This is a genomic window from Bacillus sp. S2(2024), assembly GCF_050474045.1.
Taxonomy (GTDB): Bacteria; Bacillota; Bacilli; order Bacillales; family Bacillaceae_G; genus Bacillus_A; species Bacillus_A yunxiaonensis.
On the sequence record NZ_JBFLUS010000003.1, the window covers coordinates 653016 to 678090 of the forward strand.

Consider the following 25075-nt stretch of genomic DNA (forward strand, 5'->3'; position numbering starts at 1 on the left):
GGCTTGTCCCTTTCTTGCATAGGATGATAGTACACTATGCAGGAAAGGATGTGACATTTTTGATAATGGGAATGATGAATGAATTGACAGGATTTTTAACAGGACTTTTACTTAGTTTCTTTTTTTTTACAATCCTTGTTGTTATAGCCGGAATCACAGTGAAAAATTGGAGATCATTCCTTAAGTGGATGAACTGGTTAATCTTATATCATGCTTTTATTTATGTAAGCATTCGACCGTTTATTTATAAGACGGAGTTTCCACCTGTTGAGCAAACCATTTGGGGATTTGCAGCTGTATATCTTCTCATCAATGCTGTCATTCTATTTATTAAGTCATTGGAACACGGTAAAAAAGATTGATGGAAATTCATTTTAATAGCGAAACAAATGGAACAGAACAAAAATTCTTTTCTCCAAATATACAAAAGAATAACTTTATTTTAGATAAGGAGTGATAAATGATAAGACGCTTTAATGCATGGCTTGGTGACAAACTGGCCTTATGGTTTTCTACAATGGCCTGTTTTTACATCGTTTTTGGGCTTGTGATTGTGCCGCTTTTCTTTCAGCATCCAAATACTCTTGTAGAATGGGTACAGTACGCGATACAGACCATCTTTCAAGGCATTGCCTTACCTGTGATAGGATATGTGGCAAGGATCGCCGGGGAAAAAGATGAAAAGATTATAGGTGAGACTCATGATGCGGTGATGGAGGAATTGGCTTTAGTAAAGGAAGAATTAGCGCTGGCACGAGAACAGTACGATGCTTTACAAAAAGTTGAAAAGGTTATAAGTGAGACTCATAATACAGTGACGGAAGAATTAACTTTAGTAAAAGAAGAATTGGTACTAGCACGAGAACAGCACGTTGTTTTACAAAAAGTCATAGACGAATTACAACAACACCTAAAAGAGAAATAGACTGTAACGATTCCGCAACGCGGGTCGTTTTTTTTATGATAGATATATATATTGAAATAAAATTTTCTACTTTCTGCTATAAAAACCCCTATAAGTAAAGGGGAATAAATGTATTAAGAATTGTTACAAAAATATGGTTTTGGTAATATTCCTCTAATATGAGAGCCTATTAATTTATTATTTTCTAGTATATGTACAAGCCATATAATGAATAAATTCTTTAAGAAGAAAGGAGGTGTATATATGTCAAACGGAAATGAAAATGATCCAAAAGGATTAAATCCAGATGATTTTTTATTTGCAGCGGCTCTTGATCCTAAAGGTCCTACTCTTCCGCCAATTCCACCGCCTGTATTACCTACTGGCCCAACAGGAGCAACCGGTTCAACAGGAGCAACTGGCCCAACAGGAGGAACCGGCTCAACAGGTGTAACGGGGGCAACAGGTTCAACCGGTGCAAAGGGAGAAACAGGGGTGACCGGCTTAACAGGAGATGCAGGTCCAACGGGAGAAACGGGCCCAACAGGAGGTACAGGAGCAACAGGTCCAACTGGAGATACTGGTGTAACAGGAGCAACCGGTTCAACGGGGACGACCGGCTCAACAGGAGCAACTGGCGCAACAGGAGAAACAGGTCCAACGGGAGCAACCGGTTCAACGGGGGCGACCGGCTCAACAGGGGTGACAGGTGCAACAGGGATAACAGGAGTAACGGGAGCAACCGGTTCAACAGGGGTAACAGGTGCAACTGGCGCAACAGGAGAAACAGGAGTAACGGGAGCAACCGGTTCAACAGGGGTAACCGGCTCAACTGGCGCAACGGGAGCAACCGGTGCAACGGGAGCAACAGGTGCAACAGGAGAAACAGGAGTAACGGGAGCAACCGGCTCAATAGGAGATACAGGTCCAACAGGAGTAACGGGAGCAACCGGTTCAACGGGGGCAATAGGTGTAACGGGAGCAACCGGTTCAACAGGTTCAACCGGTGTAACGGGTGCAACCGGAGCAACAGGGGGTACCGGTCCAACAGGAACAACTGGTTCAACAGGTTCAACAGGAGAAACCGGTTCAACGGGAGCAACAGGTTCAACCGGACAAACCGGGCTAACAGGCTCAACAGGGGCAACTGGCCCAACAGGTTCAACCGGATCAACCGGTTCAACAGGAGAAACTGGTCCAACAGGAGAAACTGGTTCAACAGGAGAAACTGGTTCAACCGGAGAAACCGGTCCAATGGGAGCAACCGGAGCAACGGGGGTTACCGGTCCAACAGGAGAAACCGGTCCAATGGGAGAAACCGGCTCAACTGGCGCAACGGGGGAAACTGGCGCAACAGGAGCAACCGGTGCAACAGGAGTGACCGGCCCAACAGGAGCAACTGGTTCAACAGGTTCAACAGGAGAAACCGGTTCAACGGGAGAAACAGGTTCAACCGGACAAACCGGGCTAACAGGCTCAACAGGGGCAACTGGCCCAACAGGTTCAACCGGTTCAACAGGAGAAACTGGTTCAACCGGAGAAACCGGTCCAATGGGAGCAACCGGTTCAACAGGAGAAACTGGTTCAACCGGAGAAACCGGTCCAATGGGAGAAACTGGTGCAACGGGGGTTACCGGTCCAACAGGAGAAACCGGTCCAATGGGAGAAACTGGTGCAACGGGGGCGACCGGCTCAATAGGAGAAACCGGTCCAACAGGAGCAACGGGATCAACCGGCTCAACTGGCGCAACGGGGGAAACTGGCGCAACAGGAGCAACCGGTGCAACAGGAGTGACCGGCCCAACAGGAGCAACAGGAGAAACTGGTCCAACCGGAGAAACCGGTCCAATGGGAGCAACGGGGGTTACCGGTCCAACCGGAGTAACAGGCTCAACAGGTTCAACCGGGGTAACAGGCTCAACAGGGGCAACTGGCCCAACAGGAGGAACAGGCTTAACAGGTTCGACGGGTGTAACGGGAGAAATAGGTCCAACAGGAGAAACGGGCCCAACAGGAGCAACCGGTTCAACAGGAGAAACTGGTCCAACCGGAGAAACTGGTTCAACCGGAGAAACCGGTCCAATGGGAGCAACCGGAGCAACGGGGGTTACCGGTCCAACAGGAGGAACCGGCTCAACAGGTTCAACCGGTCCAACGGGTGTAACGGGAGCAACGGGTCCAACAGGAGAAACCGGTGCAACGGGAGAAACCGGTGCAACGGGAGAAACCGGTCCAACAGGAGCAACGGGAGCAACAGGTCTAACTGGAGGAACCGGTCCAACCGGGGTAACAGGCTCAACAGGTTCAACAGGTTCAACGGGTGTAACGGGAGCAACGGGTCCAACAGGAGCAACCGGTGCAACGGGAGAAATCGGTCCAACCGGAGCAACGGGAGAAATCGGTCCAACCGGAGCAACAGGAGCAACGGGAGCAACAGGTCTAACTGGAGGAACCGGTCCAACCGGGGTAACCGGCTCAACAGGTTCAACGGGTGTAACGGGTTCAACCGGACCGACCGGGGTAACCGGCTCAACAGGTTCAACAGGTTCAACAGGTTCAACGGGTGTAACGGGAGCAACGGGTCCAACAGGAGAAACCGGTGCAACGGGAGAAACCGGTCCAACCGGAGCAACAGGAGCAACGGGAGCAACAGGTCTAACTGGAGGAACCGGTCCAACCGGGGTAACAGGCTCAACAGGTTCAACGGGTGTAACGGGTTCAACCGGACCGACCGGGGTAACCGGCTCAACAGGCTCAACAGGTTCAACAGGTTCAACAGGTTCAACGGGTGTAACGGGAGCAACGGGTCCAACAGGAGAAACCGGTGCAACGGGAGAAACCGGTCCAACCGGAGCAACGGGAGCAACGGGAGCAACGGGAGCAACAGGTCTAACTGGAGGAACCGGTCCAACCGGGGTAACAGGCTCAACAGGTTCAACGGGTGTAACGGGTTCAACCGGACCGACCGGGGTAACCGGCTTAACAGGTTCAACCGGCTCAACAGGTTCAACTGGTCCAACAGGTGTAACGGGAGCAACAGGTCCAACAGGTGTAACGGGAGCAACCGGCTCAACAGGTTCAACTGGTCCAACAGGTTCAACAGGTGTAACGGGAGCAACAGGAGCAACAGGTCCAACGGGTTCAACCGGACCGACCGGGGGAACAGGCTCAACAGGCTCAACCGGCTCAACAGGTTCAACAGGTTCAACGGGTGTAACGGGAGCAACAGGTTCAATAGGTGTAACGGGAGTAACTGGCTCAACAGGGGTGACAGGTGCAACAGGGATAACAGGAGTAACCGGCTCAACAGGTTTAATAGGTTCAACAGGTCCAACAGGAGCAACAGGGGAAACCGGATTAACAGGAGTAACCGGCTCAACAGGTTCAACCGGTCCAACGGGTGTAACGGGAGCAACGGGTCCAACAGGAGCAACGGGAGCAACAGGCCCAACAGGAGGAACTGGTCCAACAGGAGTAACCGGCTCAACAGGTTCAACCGGTCCAACGGGTGTAACGGGAGCAACGGGAGCAACAGGAGCAACGGGTGTAACGGGAGCAACCGGCTCAACAGGTCCAACGGGAGCAACAGGTTCAACAGGGATAACAGGAGCAACCGGCTCAACGGGATTAGGATTAACTAGTTATTTATATATTTATGATACTACTAATCAATCTGTTGCAGTAGGCAGTGCTATTACCTTCAATACAAATGGTCCTATAATAGGAACAGCATTTACACACGTAGCGGGTACCGCAAATATTGTAATTAATAGAATAGGAACATATGTAGCAGAGTTTAATTTGACATGTGTACATGAAAATCAATTTTCTTTTGAACTAAATGGTACACCAATTCCGGGCGGTCGATATGGAACTGGAATAACTCACATTCAAAATGACGGTATTGTTGCCTTTACAGTAACAACTGTTCCATCTACATTAACTTTGGTGAACGATACTTCTACAGCTGGAAATGTAACACTTTCGAATGCGGAAGGAGGATCTTTAACAGCCGTATCTGCTAGTTTAAGTATCTTTCAGATAGAGTGATTCATCAATTTTTTAGAGGAGTATAAATTTAAAGGATTACATTCAGCAAATTTATAAGCCTTAAGACCTTTAAATATTAGAGAGCCGGAATTTATATCCGGCTCTTTTCTTACTCTAAAGTTTTAGAGATAGTGTGGTTTTCGTTATTTAGTAACTTGTTCCTTAATACCTGAATCATGATTCATTATTACTTGTAAACAATCTTCTCAATACTTTTTGTACCAAAAACATTTTCTCAACCTTCCAAAAATAAACATTCCCTCCTCGCATGTTAGAATAAAGTATGTTAGTCTATGCAACTTAGAAAAATTGAATTGTTACTTTCTATTTTGAAGAAAGAGGGAGGAGATATTTATGAAGTCACCTGGGAGTGTAATTTTAGTTCATGAAATTTCCAAACTAAAAACAAAAGACGAGCTTTGGAATCCATATTCTTGGTATCGGTATATGAGAGAGAATCATCCTGTCTATTATGATGCGGATCAAGATGTATGGAATGTGTTTTTGTATGATGATGTGAACCGTGTTTTATCTGACTATCGTTTGTTTTCAAGTAGAAGAGAGCGTCAGCAATTTTCATTTCCGCAGCGAGAAACGAGGGTAAATTTAAATTCTTCTGATTCTCCTGAACACCGCAATGTTCGTTCTATCGTTTCAAAAGCATTTACGCCGCGCAGTTTAACTGGGTGGAAACCCTACATACAAGCACTCGCAAGTGAAATGATAGAAAAGCTAAAAAATCGTGATGAAATTGATATTGTAGAAGATTTAGCAGCCCCATTCCCTGTAACTGTCATTTCTAATTTACTGGGTGTCCCTACAACAGATTTAAAAAAGGTGAAACGATGGTCTGATATTTTATTCATGTCATATAGTCGAGAGAAATTTTCTGATTTAGACAAACAAAAAGCAATCGCTTTAAAAGAATTTAAAACGTATCTTCTTCCCATTGTACAAGAAAAACGACAGCACTTAACAGACGACATCATTTCAGACTTAATAAGAGCTGAATATGAGGGAGAGAGATTGACAGATGAGGATATTGTAGATTTTTCGCTTGGTTTACTAGCAGCCGGTAATGAAACAACGACAAATTTAATCATAAATAGTTTTTATAGTTTTTTAGTTGATCAACCAGGGACATATGAAGAATTACGTGAAAATCCAGAATATATTCCGCAAGCAATTGAAGAGGTTTTACGCTATCGTTTTCCAGTTGTGTTGGCACGTAGAATAACGGAAGATACAAATATATTTGGGCCAAACATGAAAAAGGGACAAATGATCGTTGCGTGGGTAAGTGCCGCAAACTTAGATGAAAAACAGTTCCCTAAAGCTAGCTGTTTTGACATCCATCGACCAGGTAATGACAAGCATATGACATTTGGAAAAGGACCGCACTTTTGTTTAGGTGCACCACTTGCACGATTAGAAGCTACAATCGCTCTAACAACCTTCATTAAACAACATAAAGAAATAAAGCTTTCACCATCTTTTCAGCTAGAGAACTGTCTATTAGAGAATGAACAAACTTTAAAACATTTACCAATCCTTTTAAAGTGAAGGTGTTATAGAGGCAGTGTTTCATGCCTATCAAGCTAACAAATAAAAAAACACCTCTCTAAAGTTTTAGAGAGGTGTTTTTCCTATTCAATCATTTGCTCCTCGATATTGGGATCATGGTTTGCCATCACTTGTATGCAATCTTCTCTTCTCGCAAATTCTCTCACCCAATCTAAAGATTTCTGAGCAGCAACCTTATCAACGGTCACTCCAGGTAATATATTTTGTTCCCAGGACCGGTTTGAATAACCGACATCACTAGCTAATAATACCCAACCTCTATTCGTTTGTACTAATACAGAAAATAGTCCTTTACTATGTCCAGGGGTATGTACCATATAGAGAGAACCATCGCGGAATAAATCATATCCTAGCTGATAGGGGCCGTGCGAAATTCTTTGTAATTCAAAAGTATTGATGTTTACACCCTCCCACATGGGCCGAATATATCCAACACCTTTTTGGGCGGCGTCCCATTCTAATTTACTTGTTAAAATATATTTTGCATCTGCCACGTGTTTTACTCCGCTTACATGATCTGAGTGAAGATGGGTGAGTAATACATAATCAATATCCTTATGGTCAATTCCCTTCGCTTGAAGTCTTTCTGCAATAGACTGTCCTTTTGGTAAAGTACCTTTAAACATAGTAGAAGTAAGCCATCCTAAATGTTTTCTCTGATTTGTTCTTATATCTTCATGCCATCCGGTGTCAACTAAGACCAATCCTTTTGGATGTTCAATTAAGTACGTGGAGACAGGTACCCATCTTTGTTTAGCGGAACTTCTTAGCCAGCCAGTATAAGGCATAGGGTGCAAGGTTTTTTCCTGAAATGCCATTGCTTGATCGATGTATACGCTCCCTGTATGCCATACATGTATTTTACTATTCATGATTCAATCACCTCTGGAGAAAAATGAATTGAAGGATAGTTTTATATTTTTTTGAAAAATTACAATTTATGTATTTTCAAGGTTCAGTTCTTTGTGAAAGCGAATTAGTTAGAGATTATGCTGAATATGGGGTGAATAGAATGCAATTGGTTTTTAAAATTACATTTCATCGTATGTACGACCATTATCTACCTAAATTACTTCAAACAATTCAAGTTTTACATACTGAAGAATTGTGGGAACAAGAAAAGGGAATGAATTCAATCGGTGGAATCGTCTTACACATTTGTGAGCATATAAAAAGGAATACAGCTCGGTACGCGAATCCGGATATAAAGTTTGAAGAAGGGATTGAAGAGTATTTTCCTCATTTAGACATATCATCAAATGCTTTATGTTCAATTATTGAAAAGACCTTTGCTAACTGGAAAAGAGCGTTTGCGAAAGCCGTAAATAGTAAAAATAATATAGAGATTGATATACATAGTCTCTTTCATCTTGTTGAACATACTGGTTATCACTTAGGTCAAGTGGTGGATCGAGTAAAAAGAATAAGAGGAACGAAATTTGAGTTTTGTCAAAAGGGACTAAATGAAAGAAATTTGAAAGATATGATTGAAAATGATAGTGATGTATCTCGCTATTAAGACCCCACCTCAGGATTGAGAGATGTGAAGAAGATAGGTGGGGGATAACTGCCTGTAAAAGCCCGATTGGCGAGAGTTTTCCATCAGTGGGGGATGAAGTCCCCCACTGATGGAAGTTTCACTTCATTTAATGGGAAAATTATAAATTTTTAAAAAATAATTTGATTATATTTTTATATCATAATAGCATTTGAAATGTAGCAAATATGAATGGAGAAAGGAAAAAGAAACTATGAATATGAAAATTGAAACTCTTCCTAAATACCGCATTGCATATGTGCGACAAGTTGGTCCATATGGTCCTGCTAACATTCAAGCAATGGAAAAGTTAAAGAAGTGGGCTGAGGAGAAAAATCTTGTTAAATCGTCAATCATACTTGGGATTCCACAGGATAACCCCGAAACAACACCTCCTGAAAACTGTAGATATGATGCTTGTATTGTGATTTCAAAGGATTATCAAATTGATGATTCAATTTGCGAAAGTGAACTTTCTGGTGGAAAGTATGTTATTTGCAAAGTCAAACATACAGCGAAAGACATTCAAAAAGCATGGGCTGAAATTTTTCCAGCTTTACACAGCGGTGGGTATCAAATTGACAATAAACCGATTTTAGAAAGATATACGGCTGAGATGATTAACAACCATTATTGCGAAATATGTGTACCTGTAAAACCGTTATAGTTTGAGTCGTATATTTTTACTTGTTTGAGGCTTTATTGTAGCTATGAAACAAGGGCGTACCGTTTTAGCCATTCATGCGGAGTTATTTTTTATCCCCGCATGAATGGGCAGTAAGACCTTACTGATGGAAGTTTCACTTTATTTTACCCGTTTCTATACATAGAAAAACGATTGAGGAAGTATTTCGTGTTATTCTATTTATAGGATTATTTTGAAGTGAGTGATAAGTATGAGTATTTTTATTTTGGAAGATGATGTGGTTCAAGCTCAGCATGTGAAGCGGCTGGTGGAGGAAATATGTGAGAAATACCTGTTGCCGTACGATTTTATCGAAGTGACAAGTAAAAGTGAACACATTATTGAAAAAATTCCGCTGACGACTTATGTACCGATTTATTTTTTAGATATTGAGATTAAGAGTGAGGAGCGTAAAGGGTTACAAGTCGCACAAGAGATACGCAAATATGATGCGCAAGGCATTATTGTGTTTGTGACGACGCATTCCGAATTTGCGCCAATCTCGTATCAATACATGGTATCGGCTTTAACATTTATTGATAAAGGTTTGCCTTATGATGAACGCTGCCGCGTGTTTGAACAATGTTTACTTCAATATCAAGCGCGCAACATGGCTGTTATTCCTGCTGATGATTTTATTGTGGAAAACACGAATGCGACTGTACGTGTGCCGTTTGCAACGGTGGAATATATTATGACTGATGAGCCGCATCGTTTAGCTTTAGTGACGACAGACCGTATCGTTTATTTTTATGGCACATTAAAAGAAATTGAAACAGTAGATGAACGTTTACTTCGCTGTCATCAATCGTATATCGTGAATGCAGGACAAATGTCTTCCTATGATGCGGCGCAAAAAATGATTATTTTAAAAAGTGGCAAACGCATTCCTGTTTCGCGCCGTTTAGTGCGCAAAGTACGTCAACTGTTAAAGGGTGAGCTGTAATGTATGTTTATGATATAGTCGCGTTTGGGCTGATTGGTATTAGTCATGTCTTATTATACCTTCAATTAATTCGTTACAATCGCCTGTCCTATACAATGGTAATCGCTTTAAGCATTGTCTTTATGATTTTACTTGGGATCGTTGTGACAGTAACAGGTTATCCTGAATTTAATATTATTATGTTGCTGCTATTCTTATTAAGCTTAGGTTTGATACAGGACGAATTAACATTGATGCAAAACTTATACTTTGCATTAGTCAGTATGGTAAGCATCACATTAGTAAAAATGGTGTTACTGGATTTTGGGATGAAGCTGTTTATGTTAACACCATTTAATTTGTATTTATGGACAGGCAGCGTAATTCATCTCATCGCTTCGATTGTAATTGTCTTTGGCATTGCACTGTGGTATAAGCGGATTCAAAAGCTTGCTCAGTTTATTGTAGCTAGCCCTCTTTATTATGTAAGCTATGGTCTTCTTGTTATAGGGCTCATCATAGAGCTAATTTTGACTGCGCCTTCCACCAATTTATTGGCTACATTACATCAACAGTATGGAGAAATAAGTTATATTGCAGCAATCATATTATTTTTTGTGTTGCTGTTGATTGTGTTAATAAGCTCGCATTTGACAAAAGAAAAGATATTGGAAGAACATCAGGAGCGTTTAGATAAGGAACTATTGGATTATGTAGAGAAGTTAGAACTTATGCATGATGAATTGGCCAGCTTCCGTCATGATTATATGAATGTGTTATTGGCGTTAGAGGAAGGCGTGCGCACGAAAAATGTAACGCAAATTGAACACGTTTATTATGATGTAATCGCTCCTACCTCAAAACTGATAAACAATCGCGAGTTGGATATTGTGAAATTATCCCGGGTCAATATCCCCGAAGTGAAAAGTGTGTTGAGTGTAAAAGTGGTTACTTCTCAGCAACAACAAGTGAACGTGATGATCGATATCCCACAAACGATTGAAATGATTGCAATGCCTGTTGTTACTTTTATTCGTGCCATTTCAATTTTATTGGATAATGCGATTGAAGAAACGGTTCGTAGTAAGGATAAAATGTTGCAAATTGCCTTCTTTGAAATGGAGGAACGCCAATATTTTATTGTGCGCAATAGTTGTAAGCATAAAGCGATTGATTTACAGCAAATATACGAGAAGCGCTATTCTAGTAAAGAGGGAAACAGGGGATATGGACTGTTTTCGTTAAAGCGTATGATTGATAAAACAGATAATGCAACGTTAGAAACAACTTTTGCAGCTCCTTATTTTACCCAAACTTTCATACTAAAAAAATAGTAATGCGAAAGCGTCATGACCATTTATGATGAAAAATGAACCGAGTATGACAAAACTACATACTTTATACGCTGTCTTTTATACACTTCAATCAAGGGGTGGAACGATATGGCTAGTATTATTTTTGCTGCGATTATAAGCATAGGATTACCACTGACTGCACTGTTATATGCATGTTGCAAGAAACGATATATTCCATTTGTATTAGGGGGACTGGCATTTGTTGTATCGCAAGTATTGATCCGCGTACCAATACTAAAATATTTAGGAGAGCATAGCACAGCCTATTCAATGTTTAGCGCCATGCAACCTGTTTTATTTGCTATAGTTATCGGTTTAACGGCAGGTATTTTTGAAGAACTGGCTCGTTTTATCGCTATGCGCTTTTTTATGAAGCAACGGGATTGGCAGTCCGGATTTTTATTCGGTGCAGGGCATGGTGGCATCGAAGCGGTGTTATTTCTCGGTAGTAGTGCGGTGTTCTTATTGTTCTCACCAACTGCTATCGCAAACAGTGATACCTATTTTATCGGTGGTATTGAACGTTTCTTTGCGATGTTATTGCATATAGGCCTTTCGATTATTGTATTACAAGGCGTTGTGCGAAAGCGGTTTCTTTATGTTGTGCTCGCAATTATGATCCATGGGATTATGGATGCACTGATTGGTATTTTACCGTTATATGTGCCGAAAGAAAGTAGTCTGCTTATTGTGGAAGTTACGCTAGCGGTTATTGCGGTAGCTGTTTTCAATTATAGTTTATGGATAAAAAGAAAGGGAGTATTGCGATGAAGAGAATTTTATTACCTATTTTGAGCGCTATGATAGTGTTTGCACTTGTAGCATGTGGTGGCAATAAAGTGGATGATTCCGCTTCAAAAAAATATATCACGAAGGCTGAAAAAATTGTGTCATTATTAAATGAAGGTAAGTATAAAGAAGTACACGAAATGTTTGATAATAAAATGAAAGCAGGATTACCAGAAGATCAAATGACAAAGCTTACTCCTATTATCGAGAAATCTGGTACTTTCGAAAAAATCGATAAATCTTCAGTTGAAGAAAAAGATGGTCTGTATGTTGTTATTCTTGTTGCGAAATACAGTAAAGAAAATCGCGTGTTCACAGTGACCTTTAACGATAAAGAAGAAGTGGCAGGGTTATTCATTAAATAGGTCATGTTATGCAGTTAATAATTCGTTCTAATATAGACTTTTAGCTAATAGTTTATGAATAATCGTACTTAAACATTAGAGTGTATTTTCGACGAATATTATTTGTGTAGAAAGAATAAAGTCGGTTGATTTTCACCTGAAATAGCTAGAGCCTTACTACATTTCATTTTTAGTAAGGCTTTTTAAAGTTGTTTACATTTCAATCAATCACATCATAATTTTAAAAAAAATGGATAATGAAATTGTTTAATTCGATTATCACATCTTCTTTTAAATTCTTCCTGTTTTCAATGCTCTAGCCCAATCTAAGCGACCATTTTTTTCACTTTTGTTAATTGCTCTATCCTGATTATAAGGAATATGTAATTGCTCTATCATCCAATCATTTTCTTGTTTTGTAACAATTGTATAATTAGCGAATGGTGAACCTGATTCCATTTTATGATAGATTGGTAATTCATCTTCATAAGCTGGTAGTCCAACACTTCCTGGATTAATAATTATTTTATCATTTGGAAGATAAATGACTCTTGGTATATGTGTATGTGCACAAAAAATAAGTCTTTGTGGGATACCACTTACTAATTTCATAATATCTTCTGTCTTTTTAAGCACTGGTCCACTAGCGTTCATTTCCTCTAACAAATATATTTCATCACTTGTAGGTGTTCCATGACAAAAATAGAAATCATCTGTTTGTAAGAAATTAGGTAAATTAGAAATCCACGTTTTATGCTCATCCTTTAATAAATTCTGTACATATTGAACTGTTAAATTAGACGTATTAGGCTCTAATAAAATTCGATCGCAATTCCCTTTAATACTTTGAATGTTTTGGTTTATTAAAAGATCATAGGTTTCCAGTGGAAATAAAGGACCATATAAGCTATCCCCTAAATTATAAATAGACTGAATCCCTCGGTTATTAATATCTGTTAGTACAGCTTGTAAGGCATCTTTATTTCCATGAATGTCAGCAATTATTGCAATTTTCATACCGATTACCCCTTCAGAATTTTTAGTTTCACGTTTATTTCATTATAAATATGAAAAAAATCTGTCCTTAATTTATATAAAATGAATATTCTTACCATTATTGTACATGAATTGGAAAAATCCGACACTAAATATTTCTAGGAGCGACTCTTACTATCAAACATCTTTATTTGTTTTTTAATGACCTTATTATTTTTTAAGCACCTTTATTGTCACTCAGCATTATTCATTCTCTTAAGTCTATTAAAAATAAATCCCACCTTTTAATATAGAAATGCAGGATTTATTTTTATCCCGCTATTTTTGGGCAGTAAGACTCCAACGTCCTGCGATTCTGAGCGAGCCGCTTCCGCTTCTCTAAGAAAGTTAGGTGGACGAAGAACTGGGATATATCAAAAAGACATGTTTTTCAAAGGAGTGGTCTTTCATGTTTATAAAATCTGTAAATTTAGCTATTCGTTTTCTTCTAGAGTTATGTGCCATAGCATCACTAGGTTATTGGGGGTTTCAAGTCGGGGAAAGTGCGTATACAAAATTTGTTTTTGGTATTGGTTCACCACTACTTTTGGCGATATTATGGGGGGCTTTCATTGCGCCTAAAGCATCATTGAAACTGCCAGAACCGTACAGATTTATTCTAGAATTAATAATCTTCGGAGCTGCCTCATTTGCTCTGTATTTTGTTGATAAACCAATCTTAGCCATTATTCTTGGAATGGTATTCATCATTAACCGCATTTTGCTCATTATTTGGAAACAATAATTAGAAATATTAACTAGTTCAGCGCCAGTAATAGATTGACGCCACTCATTATTTCTCGTTTTTTTATAAGAAAATCAACAGTTAAGTTTAATAGAGCCATTTAATTAACGAGGCAGGATAATTGAATAAGAGGTTATTAGATTGATAAGTATCTCTTATATGTATCCTAAAGTTTTGGATCATTTTACCGGAATAAAAGATATTGTACGATGAGATTAAGCGTGAAGTGAAAGGAAATGATGCTAATGCTTACGTTTCGTCATGTCAATGTAGAAAAAGATAAACAGATGATCATTAAATTTTTCACCGATACAGATGAAGGAGAAGAATTGGAGTTTAATGAAGGTGAATATATAAAGTATGCGAAGCAGAAACAATTGAATTTTCCTGAAGGATTCGTTTTATTGGAAAATGATCAACAGACAGTTGGAGAGTTAGTCCTTAGGTATGATAGCTATGAAGGACGGGAGATTGGCTATGTAAGTTTTGTATATGTAATTCCCGAGGGGCGCGGGAAAGGATATAGTAATCGAATTTTTCAATATGCTGAGAATCAGTTAAAAAAACGTAATGTATTTGAATATCATCTCCGCGTTGCACAGTCTAATTTAAGAGCAATCAAATTTTATGAAAAACAAGGACTCGTAATAATAGGAGAAGAGTGAAATTCTTACAATCAACGTTGTTGGAGAATGGGGAAGAAGATGTAGGTAAACAAAGAGAATGTATATATAGAATAACAAAACGATTCATTTTACAATAACTAAGACTTGAAAAGGCGATACCACCCTAAAGTATCGCCAGTCTTCGTTATATTCGTTTATTATTCCTGACAAGTTTTCATACGGTGATGACAACTTTTCCTTGAGCGTGCCCTTGTTCAAAATACTTGAAAGCTTCTTTAACCTCACTCATCTTAAAAGTTCTATCAATGACTGGTTTTACTTTTCCGGCTTCAAGTAGTTCTTTTATATAAATTAAATCATTTTGGTTTTGCCTTTGTAATAAGGTAGACATTTTTTTCCTTCCAGAGAGCGAGAACCAAGATCCTAAGGTCATTGTTTGAAACAGCTGTGCACCTGAACCTCCGACGTGAATGAAAGTCCCATTATCGTTTAAGGACCGCTTATAAGCTGTAATCGGATGGTGTCCGTTAACAGCAAGAATCAAGTCATACTTCTGTCCTTTTTTTGTAAAATCCTCTTTCGTATAATCAATGATATGATCTGCACCAATTGATCGAAGGATTTCTAAATTTCTCGTACTGCAAACACCTGTTACTTCTGCTCCGAACGATTTGGCAATCTGTACCGCAAAAGTCCCCACACCACCAGACGCACCATTAATCAATACCTTCTGTCCCGCCTGAATCTTGCCTTTATCCCTTAGACCTTGTAAGGCTGTAACTGCTGCCATAGGTACCGAAGCAGCTTCCTCAAATGTGATATTTTCTGGCTTTATTACCAATGCATTCTCAGGAACAGATACATATTCAGCAAAACCACCCCAACCAGAAGCGGAAAGGTCACCAAATACTTCTTGACCCGGCTGAAACTGTTTAACATTTTTACCAACTGCTTCGACCCGACCAGCAATGTCACCTCCGGGTATGGCGTATTTTGGTTTTAGAAGACCGAAGGCAAAACGTGCTAAGAAGGGCTCTCCTTTAAGAAGCACTAGATTACCATAATTCAGGGATGATGCATGAATCTTTACTAGTACCTGATTGTCCTCAGGAAAAGGTTTATCTACTTCTGTTAAAGTAAGAACATCGGGTGAACCGTATTTGTTATAAACGATGGCTTTCATTAATTTTCTTCCGTATCCCTTCGAAACCATCTAATATCCCCCTTGATAAACTTATTCTTTTGCTATAGTAGATAGCACATTGATAAGTATTTTTGGAAAATATTTTTATGGCTTACTTCAAATAAAAGCTCATGACGGTTATTTGAATGACAGTATGAGGTACTGCTACTTAATTAAGTCTGTTATTTTTATTGTATCGGAGCTTATTATCTCAAGTGGGGCTTCTAAACGCTTTCTTTTTTGTAGACATGGAAGCGAGTGTAGATACATTGAATCCTTTTACGATAAGCCATACTGCTAAAATCATTTCATTAGCCGCTACTGGTAGCGACAATATAACACCCCAAACCGAAACTTGTTGAATTACTCCGAACATTTCTAACAATGCTGCCATAAAAACAAGAGTTGCCCCTGTCATACCCAAGATGGGTATAAATCTTGGTACGAGCTTTGATTTATAAAATATATAACTATACATCATCGTATTGATGCCCAGCATGAAATTGGGACCAAGCAAAAATGTCCAGTCATGTATTGCTTTTAAAACTGTACCTGAAGCTTCAAAAGAGGCGATATTCGGAGATGCAGTTGTTGCAAATTCCTGGCTTAAAGTTAAAAGGGACAATACGCTGATTATACCAACAGTAATAATAACTGCTTCAAGAAACCTGAAGAAAACATGCCATAGAGCTATTGTTTCATTGTATTTTCTTAAAATCGGAAACATCGTTGTTGAGGTGCCGACCGCTGAAACAACAAGAATTAATTCCATAAGTGCTCCCAAAATCACCTGATTCGCATGTTCAGGACCTTTAATCAGGTAATCTGGGCCATTTAGTATTGGGTTGTATAAATTCAGACCTATTATTGCTGTTACTGCTGCAAGTATAAACAGTACTCCAACAATTAATTCGCTTTTTTTAGTAGTATTCATTTGTTCCGCTCCTCTTTTTTAACGATAGTCATTAGAGTTCAGAATTGTATCAACACAGCCACAATTGTTATAACCATATATAAGTTATGTAGTGGTCTGAGTTATTTATTAATCAAAATTTATATTTTGAATTTTATTAATTTTATGCCGTGCTATCGAATTAATCACCCTTTTTTTACCATTTGCACTTAAACTAAACTCCCGTTACTTTAAGTACACTCCTTCACAATCTCTGTTTTTCAAAATAAATATCCAATTAATTTCTCAGTGTTATTCCGCAAAATGGCCGGATTGTGGAACAAAAAAATCCTGCATATCAACACAGGATTTTTAATCAAACTTTATTATAAATGATCAATCTTTATTTTAAATGATCGAACTTTGTTTTACTTTATCAATCTTTTTTATAAAACTACACAATTACCAACGCCGCCATTAATTAATAGGAGATATTCATACCTTAATTGCAGAAGGAGAAGAAGTTATTACTGTATACTTTCTTATTCTCTTAAAAAGAAATCAACTACTGACTTAGGAGCATCATTTTTAAGCATATAACCTTTACCTGATTCATTTACTAAAGAAATCTCCTTATTATCATTAATTATAACTGAAAGAGTTTCTTTTGAACCGTTTTTAAAACTTACTTCCATTTCTGCGTTTAAAGATTTTTTTGCTTTTTCATCTAAATGAGATTTAATTGGCGAACCATCTTTTATTGTTTTGACAATATCTTTAATTAATGACTCGTCAGAAGTTAATCCTTTAATGGTTACTAATTTATCATTTTCTTTTTTCGATTTTAATAATTGTATATTCTCTATTTCATTATCTTTCAACATCATCAATTCTGTTTTTTCTTGTTTCGTGTTATTTGTTCCAGAGGTTTTTGAAGTATTAGAAGAACAGCCAATTAAACTAAAAATTAACATACTGACAAAGAAAGAGTAGAGTAATTGTTTCATTTTTATCTCCTTTTTCTTTCAATATACCATTATATAACTATATATACAATTTAAACCAATTAATTATTGATTTTCTCAATAAGATAACCACGTATTCTGCTCCCTTTGTTATTTTTTCGATTTCAGCCTTAGTAAATTTAGATTTTGAAGAAATAGAACCATTAGTTCTGGGATTGCATATATCTGTGAAAGTAAAATGGCATAGGTGTGTCCTGTTTTGTGGACATATATTGATTAATACAACAAGGGAGAGATAATGGTGAAAATTAAGTCCAAAATTGTTGCTATCAATGATTAAAATAGCTAAGAGGAAAAAGCAATCTACCAAAACACCTGATACTGGGCCTTTATTACTTTTCTATCAGAATCAGTACAGCTTGGTGTTCATAATAGTAGTATAATAGTGAATGAGGTGTTAATAGTATGGAAGATATAACCTTAGGCTTACTACTAGATGTTGTTGGTGAAGTATTTTCAGATGAAATTTCAATTGCCGTTTCGAATACGAAAGAATATATCTACTATCGGCCAAGTAAACGAATTGATTTAAAAATTAGCGTCGGGGACCTTATAAAGGAAGGGACGATTGCCCATAAAGCACTCGTGACGAAGCAAAAGGTTTCTGAGTTTATTAACCGGGATGTTTTTGGTATTCCTTATCATGGAATGGCCGTGCCATTTTTTAATAATGGGGAGCTTGAGGGGTGCGTGACGGCAATTTATCCAGCTTTAACGGATGGAAAGTCGGTTGTTACCTTAAAAACGATGGACGGCTGGGTTCCGATTCCTTTTTCAGAGGTTATTTATTTAGAGGCAAAAGATAAAAAGACGTATGTGAATGCAGAAGAGTTATCAGGAACACATAAATACTCTCTGCAAGAATTCGAATATTTGCTTCCAAGGGATTCGTTTATTAGATGCCACCGCTCATTTATTGTAAATGTTAATCATATTAAAGCGATTTATCCTGATACTCATTCTACCTTTTTACTTTCGATGGATAATGGTGAGAGGGTACCAGTTAGTCAATCATACGCCAGTTATTTTCGAAAGCTTCTAGGATTCTAGATTTCTCTGTTCTAGAGCCTAGATTCGCTATTTTATCTAAATTTTCGGTATCGTATACCAAAATCCCTATTTTGATAGTGTTAATGTGTAAAATAATTATGAATATTCATTAAGAGAGGGATTACATATGGAGAATAATTTGGAGAGAATCAGGGACCAACGTCTAAAGGACCGAGTAGTTACACCTGAAGAAGCGGCTTCCTGGATTCAAAGTGGAATGACTTTAGGCTTAAGTGGGTTTACACGTGCAGGTGATGTGAAGGCAGTCCCATTTGCGCTGGTGAACCGCGTTAAGGATGATAAATCTTTTAAAGTAAATGTTTATACCGGAGCTTCTTTAGGTTCGGATGTAGATAAATTATTTGCTGAGGCAGGAATTTTAGGGAAAAGATTGCCTTTCCAAGCCGATGCGACTATGCGAAAAGGAATTAATAATGGAGACTTTTTATTTGTGGATCAGCACTTATCTCATACTGCAGAGCTGCTCCGTGCTGACGTTATGGATATAGATGTTGCTATTTTGGAAGCGGTTGCAATAACTGAGGACGGAATGATTATTCCAACCACTTCAATTGGAAATTCTTTAGCGTTTTCCCTAAATGCAAAGTCCATTATTATTGAAATGAATATGGCTCAATCTACACAACTAGAGGGGCTGCATGATTTATATGAACCTGGGAAACAAGGGGAAAGACTTCCAATTCCACTTGCTAAATCGGATGATCGAATTGGAACGATTGGTATTCCGATTGATGTTGAAAAAGTGAAGGGTATTGTGTTTACGAACCAACTTGATTCGCCATCGACGATTGTTCCTCCAGATGAAGAAACTGTTATCATGGCACAGCATTTAATAGAATTCCTTCGAAAAGAAGTAAAAGTAGGCAGATTAACGAATCGTTTAGCACCATTACAATCGGGAATTGGTTCAGTGGCCAATGCAGTGCTGCATGGAATGTTAGATTCGGAGTTTGAAGATTTAGAAGTGTATTCTGAGGTATTACAGGATGCGGTCTTTGATCTTATGGATGCTGGGAAAGTACATTTTGCTTCCTGCTGCTCCATCACGCTTTCCGAAGAGAAAATGCAACAGGTATTTTCCAACTTTGAAAAATATCGCGATAAATTAATGATGCGCCCGCAAGAGATTTCTAATCATCCTGAAATCATTCGCCGCCTTGGATTAATCTCGATTAATACTGCTTTAGAATTAGATATATACGGAAATGTTAACTCTACTCACGTTTTAGGTACAAAGATGATGAACGGTATTGGTGGTTCTGGTGATTTTGCAAGAAATGCGCGCCTAGCTATCTTTGTTACGAAATCGATTGCGAAAGGCGGTAACATTTCAAGTATCGTTCCTTTCGTCTCTCATGTAGACCATACTGAACACGATGTAGATGTGATTGTCACTGAACAGGGATATGCTGACTTAAGGGGACTGGCGCCAAGGGAAAGAGTGGAACTAATTATTGAGAATTGTGCACATCCAATGTATCGTGACCAGCTACGAGCTTATTACCAAGAAGCGCAAACAAGGGGTGGACAAACTCCTCATGTTTTAGAAAAAGCGTTTTCTTGGCATACGAATTATGCTAAAAATGGAACAATGCTTGAAGCAGTAGTGGAAACTGTATAGGTGCGTATCACAAGTAACCGCTTAAATTTTTTATGGTGTATCCATTGAATCACTATATTTGCATTATTTAAATGCCTTGTGAATTTGTCTATCATTCGTAGTACTATTACGGAGAAAGTAAAGGATATCATGAAGAGTTATGGTGGTAAGGCAAATAGAGTTTAATTATCTAGAAGTTTACCTCATATAGATTCATAAAGGTGAACCGTATCATAAGTAAATAATATTTTTTTAAGATGAATAGACAGCAAAACCCTCATTCAAGTGAGGGTTTTGCTGTCTAGAAATATCTATACAAATAAGCTTAGTAATAACGTAAATCCTAATCCAGATACGGAAATGATAGTCTCAAGTAAGGTCCATGTTGCAAATGTTTCTTTCATGCTTAAACCAAAATATTCTTTGAACATCCAGAAACCAGCATCATTCACGTGTGAAGCAATTAAACTACCAGCTCCTGTTGCAAGGACAACTAAAGAAAGGTTAACGTCAGAGTGACCTAACATCGGAATTACTAAACCGACAGTTGTTAATGAAGCAACCGTAGCAGACCCTAAGGAAATACGTAAGATGGCAGCGATGATCCAAGCAAGTAAGATCGGTGATAATGAAGTTTCTTTAAATAATTCGGCTACATAGTTACCAACACCGCCATCAATTAATACTTGTTTGAAGGCTCCGCCTCCACCAATGATTAAGAGCATCATCCCGATATTTGAGATCGCTGTTGTACAAGATTCCATCACGTTTTTGATTGGAATATTTCTTGAGAGTCCCATTGTATAGATCGCAACTAATAAGGATATTAACATGGCAGTATCAGCATTCCCAATAAACTCGATAGCTGCTAGTAAACTATTATCTTTAAATCCTATTGTTTTTTGCAGCAACGTAATAATCGTAGCGATTGCCATTAAAATAACAGGTAGTAAAGCGGTGAAAACACTGATTCCAAAACTAGGTGTGTCTTTAAGTTTAAATACTTTCTGTTCACCTAGAGATTTGATATTACCAGTTTTGTTGAATGCTTCAGGTACTAGCTTTTTCGCAATTTTAGTAAATACAGGTCCAGCTAAAATAACTGTTGGAACCGCTATCATAAAACCGTAGAGCAATACTTCACCAATGTTTGCATGCAATTCACCAGCAATAGCAGTTGGTCCTGGGTGTGGCGGTAAAAATCCGTGTGTCACAGATAAAGCTGCTGCCATCGGAATACCGAGATACAAGATAGAAACTTTTAATTCTCTTGAAATAGCAAATACAATCGGAATTAATAATACTAATCCTACTTCAAAAAATAATGCAATACCGATAATGAATGAGGCAGTCACGACAGCCCATTGAATGTTCTTTTCACCAAATTTGTTCACAAGGGTCATGGCAATACGTTGTGCGCCCCCAGAATCTGAGAGCAACTTACCTAACATCGCACCAAGTCCAAAAACGAGTGCTAAATGACCGAGTGTTCCGCCTAATCCTGTTTCAATCGTTTTAACGATTTTTTCTGGCGGCATTCCAAGTGCTAAAGCAACGCCGAACGATACAATGATTAATGAAATAAATGTATTTAATTTAAAGCGCATGATCAGTAAAAGTAATGCTAAAATCCCAATTGCTACAATGACTAATGGCATCGTAATTTCCCCCTAATATTAGCTGTATTTGTGTTTATCCCGCTATTCGCGGGCAGTAAGCCCCCACTTCAAGATTCAAAGAGAAACGAGGAGTGGGGGATAACTGTCCGTAAAAGCCCGATTGGTTCAACTAACTATTCGAAGGAAAAGCACCTCCGAATGGAAGTTTCACTTTATCCCCTATTTTTTGGCAATAACCCCCAACCTTAAAATTGAAAGAGAGAAGAGAGGGGATTACTGATGAAAGTTTTACTTTATTAAATTTCTTTGATAATTAGCAATTCGTGTATAATCGTCTTCTAATGCTCTTGATAGGTTAATAAATATCGGCAGTAATTGTCTGTATTCTTTTGTTGCTTCTTCTTTCGGTGTGTGTTTGTAGGTGCTGCCAACCATTTCGGAAACGATTTCAAAAGAATCAATTTTTCCTGTAGCATAGAGACCTAATATACATGCACCTAAACAGGAGCTTTCGTAGCTTTTGGGAACAACGACTTCAGATGCGAAAATATCGGACATCATTTGTCGCCAAACGTCAGACCTTGCGAAGCCTCCTGTTGCTTGAATACGGGTCACAGGACTGTCCATGCATTCAGTTAATGCTAAAAATACGGTGTATAAATTATAAATAACGCCTTCTAAGGCTGCACGAATCATATGTTCCTTCTTATGTGACATTGTTAAACCGAAGAAGGAGCCGCGTACATCTGGATTCCATAATGGCGCACGTTCACCTGCGAGGTATGGATGGAATAATAATCCGTCTGCACCAGGTCTCACGCGCTCAGCAATTTTGGTTAATACATCGTATGGATCAATTCCTAACCTTTTCGCCGTTTCCACTTCTGATGAAGCAAGTTCATCGCGAATCCAGCGAAGGACCATTCCTCCATTGTTTACCGGTCCACCAATTACCCAATGCTTTTCTGTTAGGGCATAACAGAATATTCTTCCTTTTGTATCTGTTTGCGGCTTGTCTATGATGGTTCGAATGGCACCACTTGTCCCAATTGTGACCGCAATCTCGCCTTTTTGAATTGCATTCACACCTAGATTAGAAAGCACGCCATCACTGGCACCAATAACAAACGGTGTTTGTGGATCGATTCTAATCTTCTTAGCTAAATCTGGATTGCAGTTGCTAAATATCGTAGTGGTTGGTACGAGCTCAGACAACTCGGCAGGTGTTATACCAGCAATTTGTAAAGCTTCTTCATCCCAATCTAGTGTATTTAGATTCATCATGCCCATGCATGAAGCGAGGGAATGATCAACAACATATTGATTAAAGAATTTTTTAAAGATATATTCTTTGATTCCGATATACTTTTTCGTTTTAACAGCGATTTCAGGATGGTCATTCACAATCCAAGTAATTTTACTTAACGGTGACATGGGGTGAATAGGTGTTCCTGTTCGTCTATAAACCTCATGGCCATTCAGTTCATCTTTGATTTTACGTGTCCATGCTTCACTGCGATTATCTGCCCAAGTGATACAAGGTGTCAGCGGCTCGTCATTTTCATCCATGGCAATGACACTATGCATGGCGCTGCTAAATGAAATAAACGATAGTTGTTTATCTGAATGATGTTTCGTTATATTTGAAATCGCTTGTAAAACAGCCTGAAAAATCTCCTCTGGATCTTGTTCCGCTGTGGATATATCCGGTGTGCGAAGCGGGTAACCAATATTCTCTGTTTGGATGACTTCGCCTTTTTCAGTAAATAATACTGCTTTGGTACTTGTAGTACCGATATCTATACCTAACATATAGCTACTCATGTTCTTGCTCTACTCCTTTAGATAACAGTTGTTGTGACATCCAAAGGTCTTCAACTTTCCCTTGAACATCATCAAAGTTTTGATGTAAGGCTTTAATCATGAGAGCTCGATCTTTTGCTTCGATTGCTTTTATATAAAGCTCATGATTTTTAATAATCCGTTCAAAGTCTTCGTACTTTTCTTTGAAACGGGTACGCATTGATAAAAGGATTAAGCTTTCCATAACAGGCTTTAAATTATTCCAAATCATCAGGATATGGGAATGATGAATAGTACGAATAATCGTTTCATGGAATAAGAGATCTTGATAAGAAAACTCATCAGCATCATGATATTTAATGGCGATTTTCATCATTTCCATAATTTTATTTAGTTCCCTTACTAACTCATTTGTGTCCATCTTTACTAGCCGTTCAAAGATAAACGTTTCTATAAGTAAACGGACATCATATATTTCTTCGATTTCTTTTTCGGTTAAACCAATGACAACGGCGCCCATTCTTTCTAAGCGAATAATATTTTCGGATGCTAGTACTTTTAATGCTTCACGAACGGGTGACCGACTTACAGAAAAATCGGCAGCTAATTTATTTTCCGATAGAATGGTACCGCTTTCAATTTTGCCTGCAATAATGCGCATTCTAAGTTCGCTTGCAACACGGTCACCAGTAGAAGCTTTTGAAAGCCATTTTTCAGGATAAAGAAATTCCATTGATTCCGCCATAACTTCACCTCATGTTAATCAAGTATACTTGTATACAAGTATTATAACTCGGATTTTTAATTATGCAAGCGCTTTTATTTTGTTTCATCTAGATTCCCTGCAGCATTTGTTCAAGTTTGATGAGAGTTTAGAATAATAAGGAATGATAAACAGACTTTATTTTCCAACTTATATAAGGAAAATAAATATTTTTTATAAAGTGAAACTTCCATAAGTGGTAGTATCTCCTACTAATGGTTAATTGAATCGATTGGGCGCGTACTAGCAGTTATCCTCTACCTATCTTCTTTATTCCTTTTTGAATAACGGGAAAAACGAGTAAATAAATTAGAAGGTATTTATAAGTGCAGAAACACATTGACAATTTTTACATAGATTGATAAGGTTATAAAAAAATATTCTTATCCAGAGAGGTGGAGGGACTGGCCCTACGAAACCTCAGCAACAGGTCTGCTTAAGATACTGTGCTAATTCCAGCGGGTGATGAACCTGATAGATAGGAGGGTACGTTTTTATTTGTCAGCCACGCACTCTTTTATAGAGTGCGTTTTTGTTTTC

General features: G+C 38.6%; 22 protein-coding genes and 1 riboswitch. Of the genes, 14 read left to right on the forward strand and 8 right to left on the reverse strand.

Features of this window, described 5'->3' with window-relative positions:
- Positions 1-59 precede the first annotated feature (59 nt).
- The 4 genes from AB1284_RS03385 to AB1284_RS03400 all read left to right on the forward strand — a co-directional run bounded on the left by AB1284_RS03385 (position 60) and on the right by AB1284_RS03400 (position 6517).
- Positions 60-362, forward strand: coding sequence for a hypothetical protein (locus AB1284_RS03385; protein ID WP_429751657.1), 303 nt, complete (start codon positions 60-62; stop codon positions 360-362).
- 98 nt (positions 363-460) lie between these two features.
- Entirely contained in the window at positions 461-925 is a 465-nt protein-coding gene (locus AB1284_RS03390) for a hypothetical protein (RefSeq protein ID WP_429751656.1), read from the forward strand.
- 243 nt (positions 926-1168) lie between these two features.
- Positions 1169-4954, forward strand: a complete 3786-nt coding sequence (locus tag AB1284_RS03395; protein WP_429751654.1) for a beta strand repeat-containing protein — start codon at positions 1169-1171, stop codon at positions 4952-4954.
- A 354-nt stretch (positions 4955-5308) separates the two neighbouring features.
- Complete coding sequence (locus tag AB1284_RS03400) at positions 5309-6517, forward strand: cytochrome P450 (RefSeq protein WP_429751652.1); 1209 nt, start codon at positions 5309-5311, stop codon at positions 6515-6517.
- An 83-nt stretch (positions 6518-6600) separates the two neighbouring features.
- Here AB1284_RS03400 and AB1284_RS03405 read toward each other — a convergent pair whose 3' ends face one another.
- Complete coding sequence (locus AB1284_RS03405) at positions 6601-7410, reverse strand: N-acyl homoserine lactonase family protein (protein ID WP_429751651.1); 810 nt, start codon at positions 7408-7410, stop codon at positions 6601-6603.
- Between the two features lie 140 nt (positions 7411-7550).
- Between AB1284_RS03405 and AB1284_RS03410 the strand changes: the two genes are divergently transcribed.
- From AB1284_RS03410 to AB1284_RS03435, 6 genes are all read left to right on the forward strand, one after another.
- Entirely contained in the window at positions 7551-8057 is a 507-nt protein-coding gene (locus tag AB1284_RS03410; RefSeq protein WP_429751649.1) for a hypothetical protein, read from the forward strand.
- 232 nt (positions 8058-8289) lie between these two features.
- A complete protein-coding gene (locus AB1284_RS03415) occupies positions 8290-8742 on the forward strand; it encodes an AraC family transcriptional regulator (protein WP_429751647.1) in 453 nt (150 codons plus the stop codon).
- A 229-nt stretch (positions 8743-8971) separates the two neighbouring features.
- Positions 8972-9706: a response regulator transcription factor gene (locus AB1284_RS03420; RefSeq protein ID WP_429754361.1), complete on the forward strand. Its 735-nt coding sequence runs from the start codon at positions 8972-8974 to the stop codon at positions 9704-9706.
- Positions 9706-11019 carry a GHKL domain-containing protein gene (locus AB1284_RS03425; protein ID WP_429751645.1) on the forward strand — a complete coding sequence of 438 codons (1314 nt, stop codon included), beginning with the start codon at positions 9706-9708 and terminating at the stop codon, positions 11017-11019. Before AB1284_RS03420 ends, AB1284_RS03425 begins: the two co-directional genes overlap by 1 nt.
- A 108-nt stretch (positions 11020-11127) precedes the next feature.
- Positions 11128-11811, forward strand: a complete 684-nt coding sequence (locus AB1284_RS03430; protein WP_429751643.1) for a YhfC family glutamic-type intramembrane protease — start codon at positions 11128-11130, stop codon at positions 11809-11811.
- Positions 11808-12194, forward strand: a complete 387-nt coding sequence (locus AB1284_RS03435) for a DUF3887 domain-containing protein (protein ID WP_429751642.1) — start codon at positions 11808-11810, stop codon at positions 12192-12194. The genes AB1284_RS03430 and AB1284_RS03435 overlap by 4 nt, the downstream gene beginning before the upstream one ends.
- 270 nt (positions 12195-12464) lie before the next feature.
- Here AB1284_RS03435 and AB1284_RS03440 read toward each other — a convergent pair whose 3' ends face one another.
- Positions 12465-13190, reverse strand: a complete 726-nt coding sequence (locus AB1284_RS03440) for a metallophosphoesterase family protein (RefSeq protein WP_429751640.1) — start codon at positions 13188-13190, stop codon at positions 12465-12467.
- 427 nt (positions 13191-13617) lie between these two features.
- Between AB1284_RS03440 and AB1284_RS03445 the strand changes: the two genes are divergently transcribed.
- The gene (locus AB1284_RS03445) at positions 13618-13953 is read left to right on the forward strand and encodes a YrdB family protein (protein ID WP_429751638.1); all 336 of its coding nucleotides are present in this window, start codon (positions 13618-13620) and stop codon (positions 13951-13953) included.
- 245 nt (positions 13954-14198) lie between these two features.
- Positions 14199-14618, forward strand: coding sequence for a GNAT family N-acetyltransferase (locus tag AB1284_RS03450; RefSeq protein ID WP_429751636.1), 420 nt, complete (start codon positions 14199-14201; stop codon positions 14616-14618).
- A 175-nt stretch (positions 14619-14793) separates the two neighbouring features.
- Here the strand turns inward: AB1284_RS03450 and AB1284_RS03455 are convergent, their stop codons facing one another.
- The 3 genes from AB1284_RS03455 to AB1284_RS03465 all read right to left on the reverse strand — a co-directional run bounded on the left by AB1284_RS03455 (position 14794) and on the right by AB1284_RS03465 (position 17661).
- Complete coding sequence (locus AB1284_RS03455) at positions 14794-15762, reverse strand: NAD(P)-dependent alcohol dehydrogenase (protein ID WP_429754360.1); 969 nt, start codon at positions 15760-15762, stop codon at positions 14794-14796.
- Positions 15763-15973: 211 nt separating this feature from the next.
- A complete protein-coding gene (locus tag AB1284_RS03460) occupies positions 15974-16696 on the reverse strand; it encodes a DUF4386 domain-containing protein (protein WP_429751634.1) in 723 nt (240 codons plus the stop codon).
- Between the two features lie 500 nt (positions 16697-17196).
- A complete protein-coding gene (locus AB1284_RS03465) occupies positions 17197-17661 on the reverse strand; it encodes a hypothetical protein (RefSeq protein WP_429751633.1) in 465 nt (154 codons plus the stop codon).
- Positions 17662-18084: 423 nt separating this feature from the next.
- On the opposite strand from AB1284_RS03465, the gene AB1284_RS03470 reads away from it, so the two are divergent.
- Positions 18085-18729: a LytTR family DNA-binding domain-containing protein gene (locus AB1284_RS03470; protein WP_429751631.1), complete on the forward strand. Its 645-nt coding sequence runs from the start codon at positions 18085-18087 to the stop codon at positions 18727-18729.
- 127 nt (positions 18730-18856) lie between these two features.
- Positions 18857-20371, forward strand: a complete 1515-nt coding sequence (locus AB1284_RS03475; RefSeq protein ID WP_429751630.1) for an acetyl-CoA hydrolase/transferase family protein — start codon at positions 18857-18859, stop codon at positions 20369-20371.
- 290 nt (positions 20372-20661) lie between these two features.
- Here AB1284_RS03475 and gntP read toward each other — a convergent pair whose 3' ends face one another.
- The 3 genes from gntP to AB1284_RS03490 all read right to left on the reverse strand — a co-directional run bounded on the left by gntP (position 20662) and on the right by AB1284_RS03490 (position 24517).
- Positions 20662-22008 carry a gluconate permease GntP gene (gene gntP / locus AB1284_RS03480; RefSeq protein ID WP_429751628.1) on the reverse strand — a complete coding sequence of 449 codons (1347 nt, stop codon included), beginning with the start codon at positions 22006-22008 and terminating at the stop codon, positions 20662-20664.
- A 249-nt stretch (positions 22009-22257) separates the two neighbouring features.
- Positions 22258-23793 carry a gluconokinase gene (gene gntK, locus AB1284_RS03485; protein ID WP_429751626.1) on the reverse strand — a complete coding sequence of 512 codons (1536 nt, stop codon included), beginning with the start codon at positions 23791-23793 and terminating at the stop codon, positions 22258-22260.
- Positions 23786-24517 (reverse strand): GntR family transcriptional regulator, encoded by a 732-nt coding sequence (locus AB1284_RS03490; RefSeq protein WP_429751625.1) that lies wholly within the window; start codon positions 24515-24517, stop codon positions 23786-23788. Before AB1284_RS03490 ends, gntK begins: the two co-directional genes overlap by 8 nt.
- A gap of 398 nt (positions 24518-24915) precedes the next feature.
- Positions 24916-25020, forward strand: a riboswitch (SAM riboswitch).
- Positions 25021-25075: the final 55 nt, after the last annotated feature.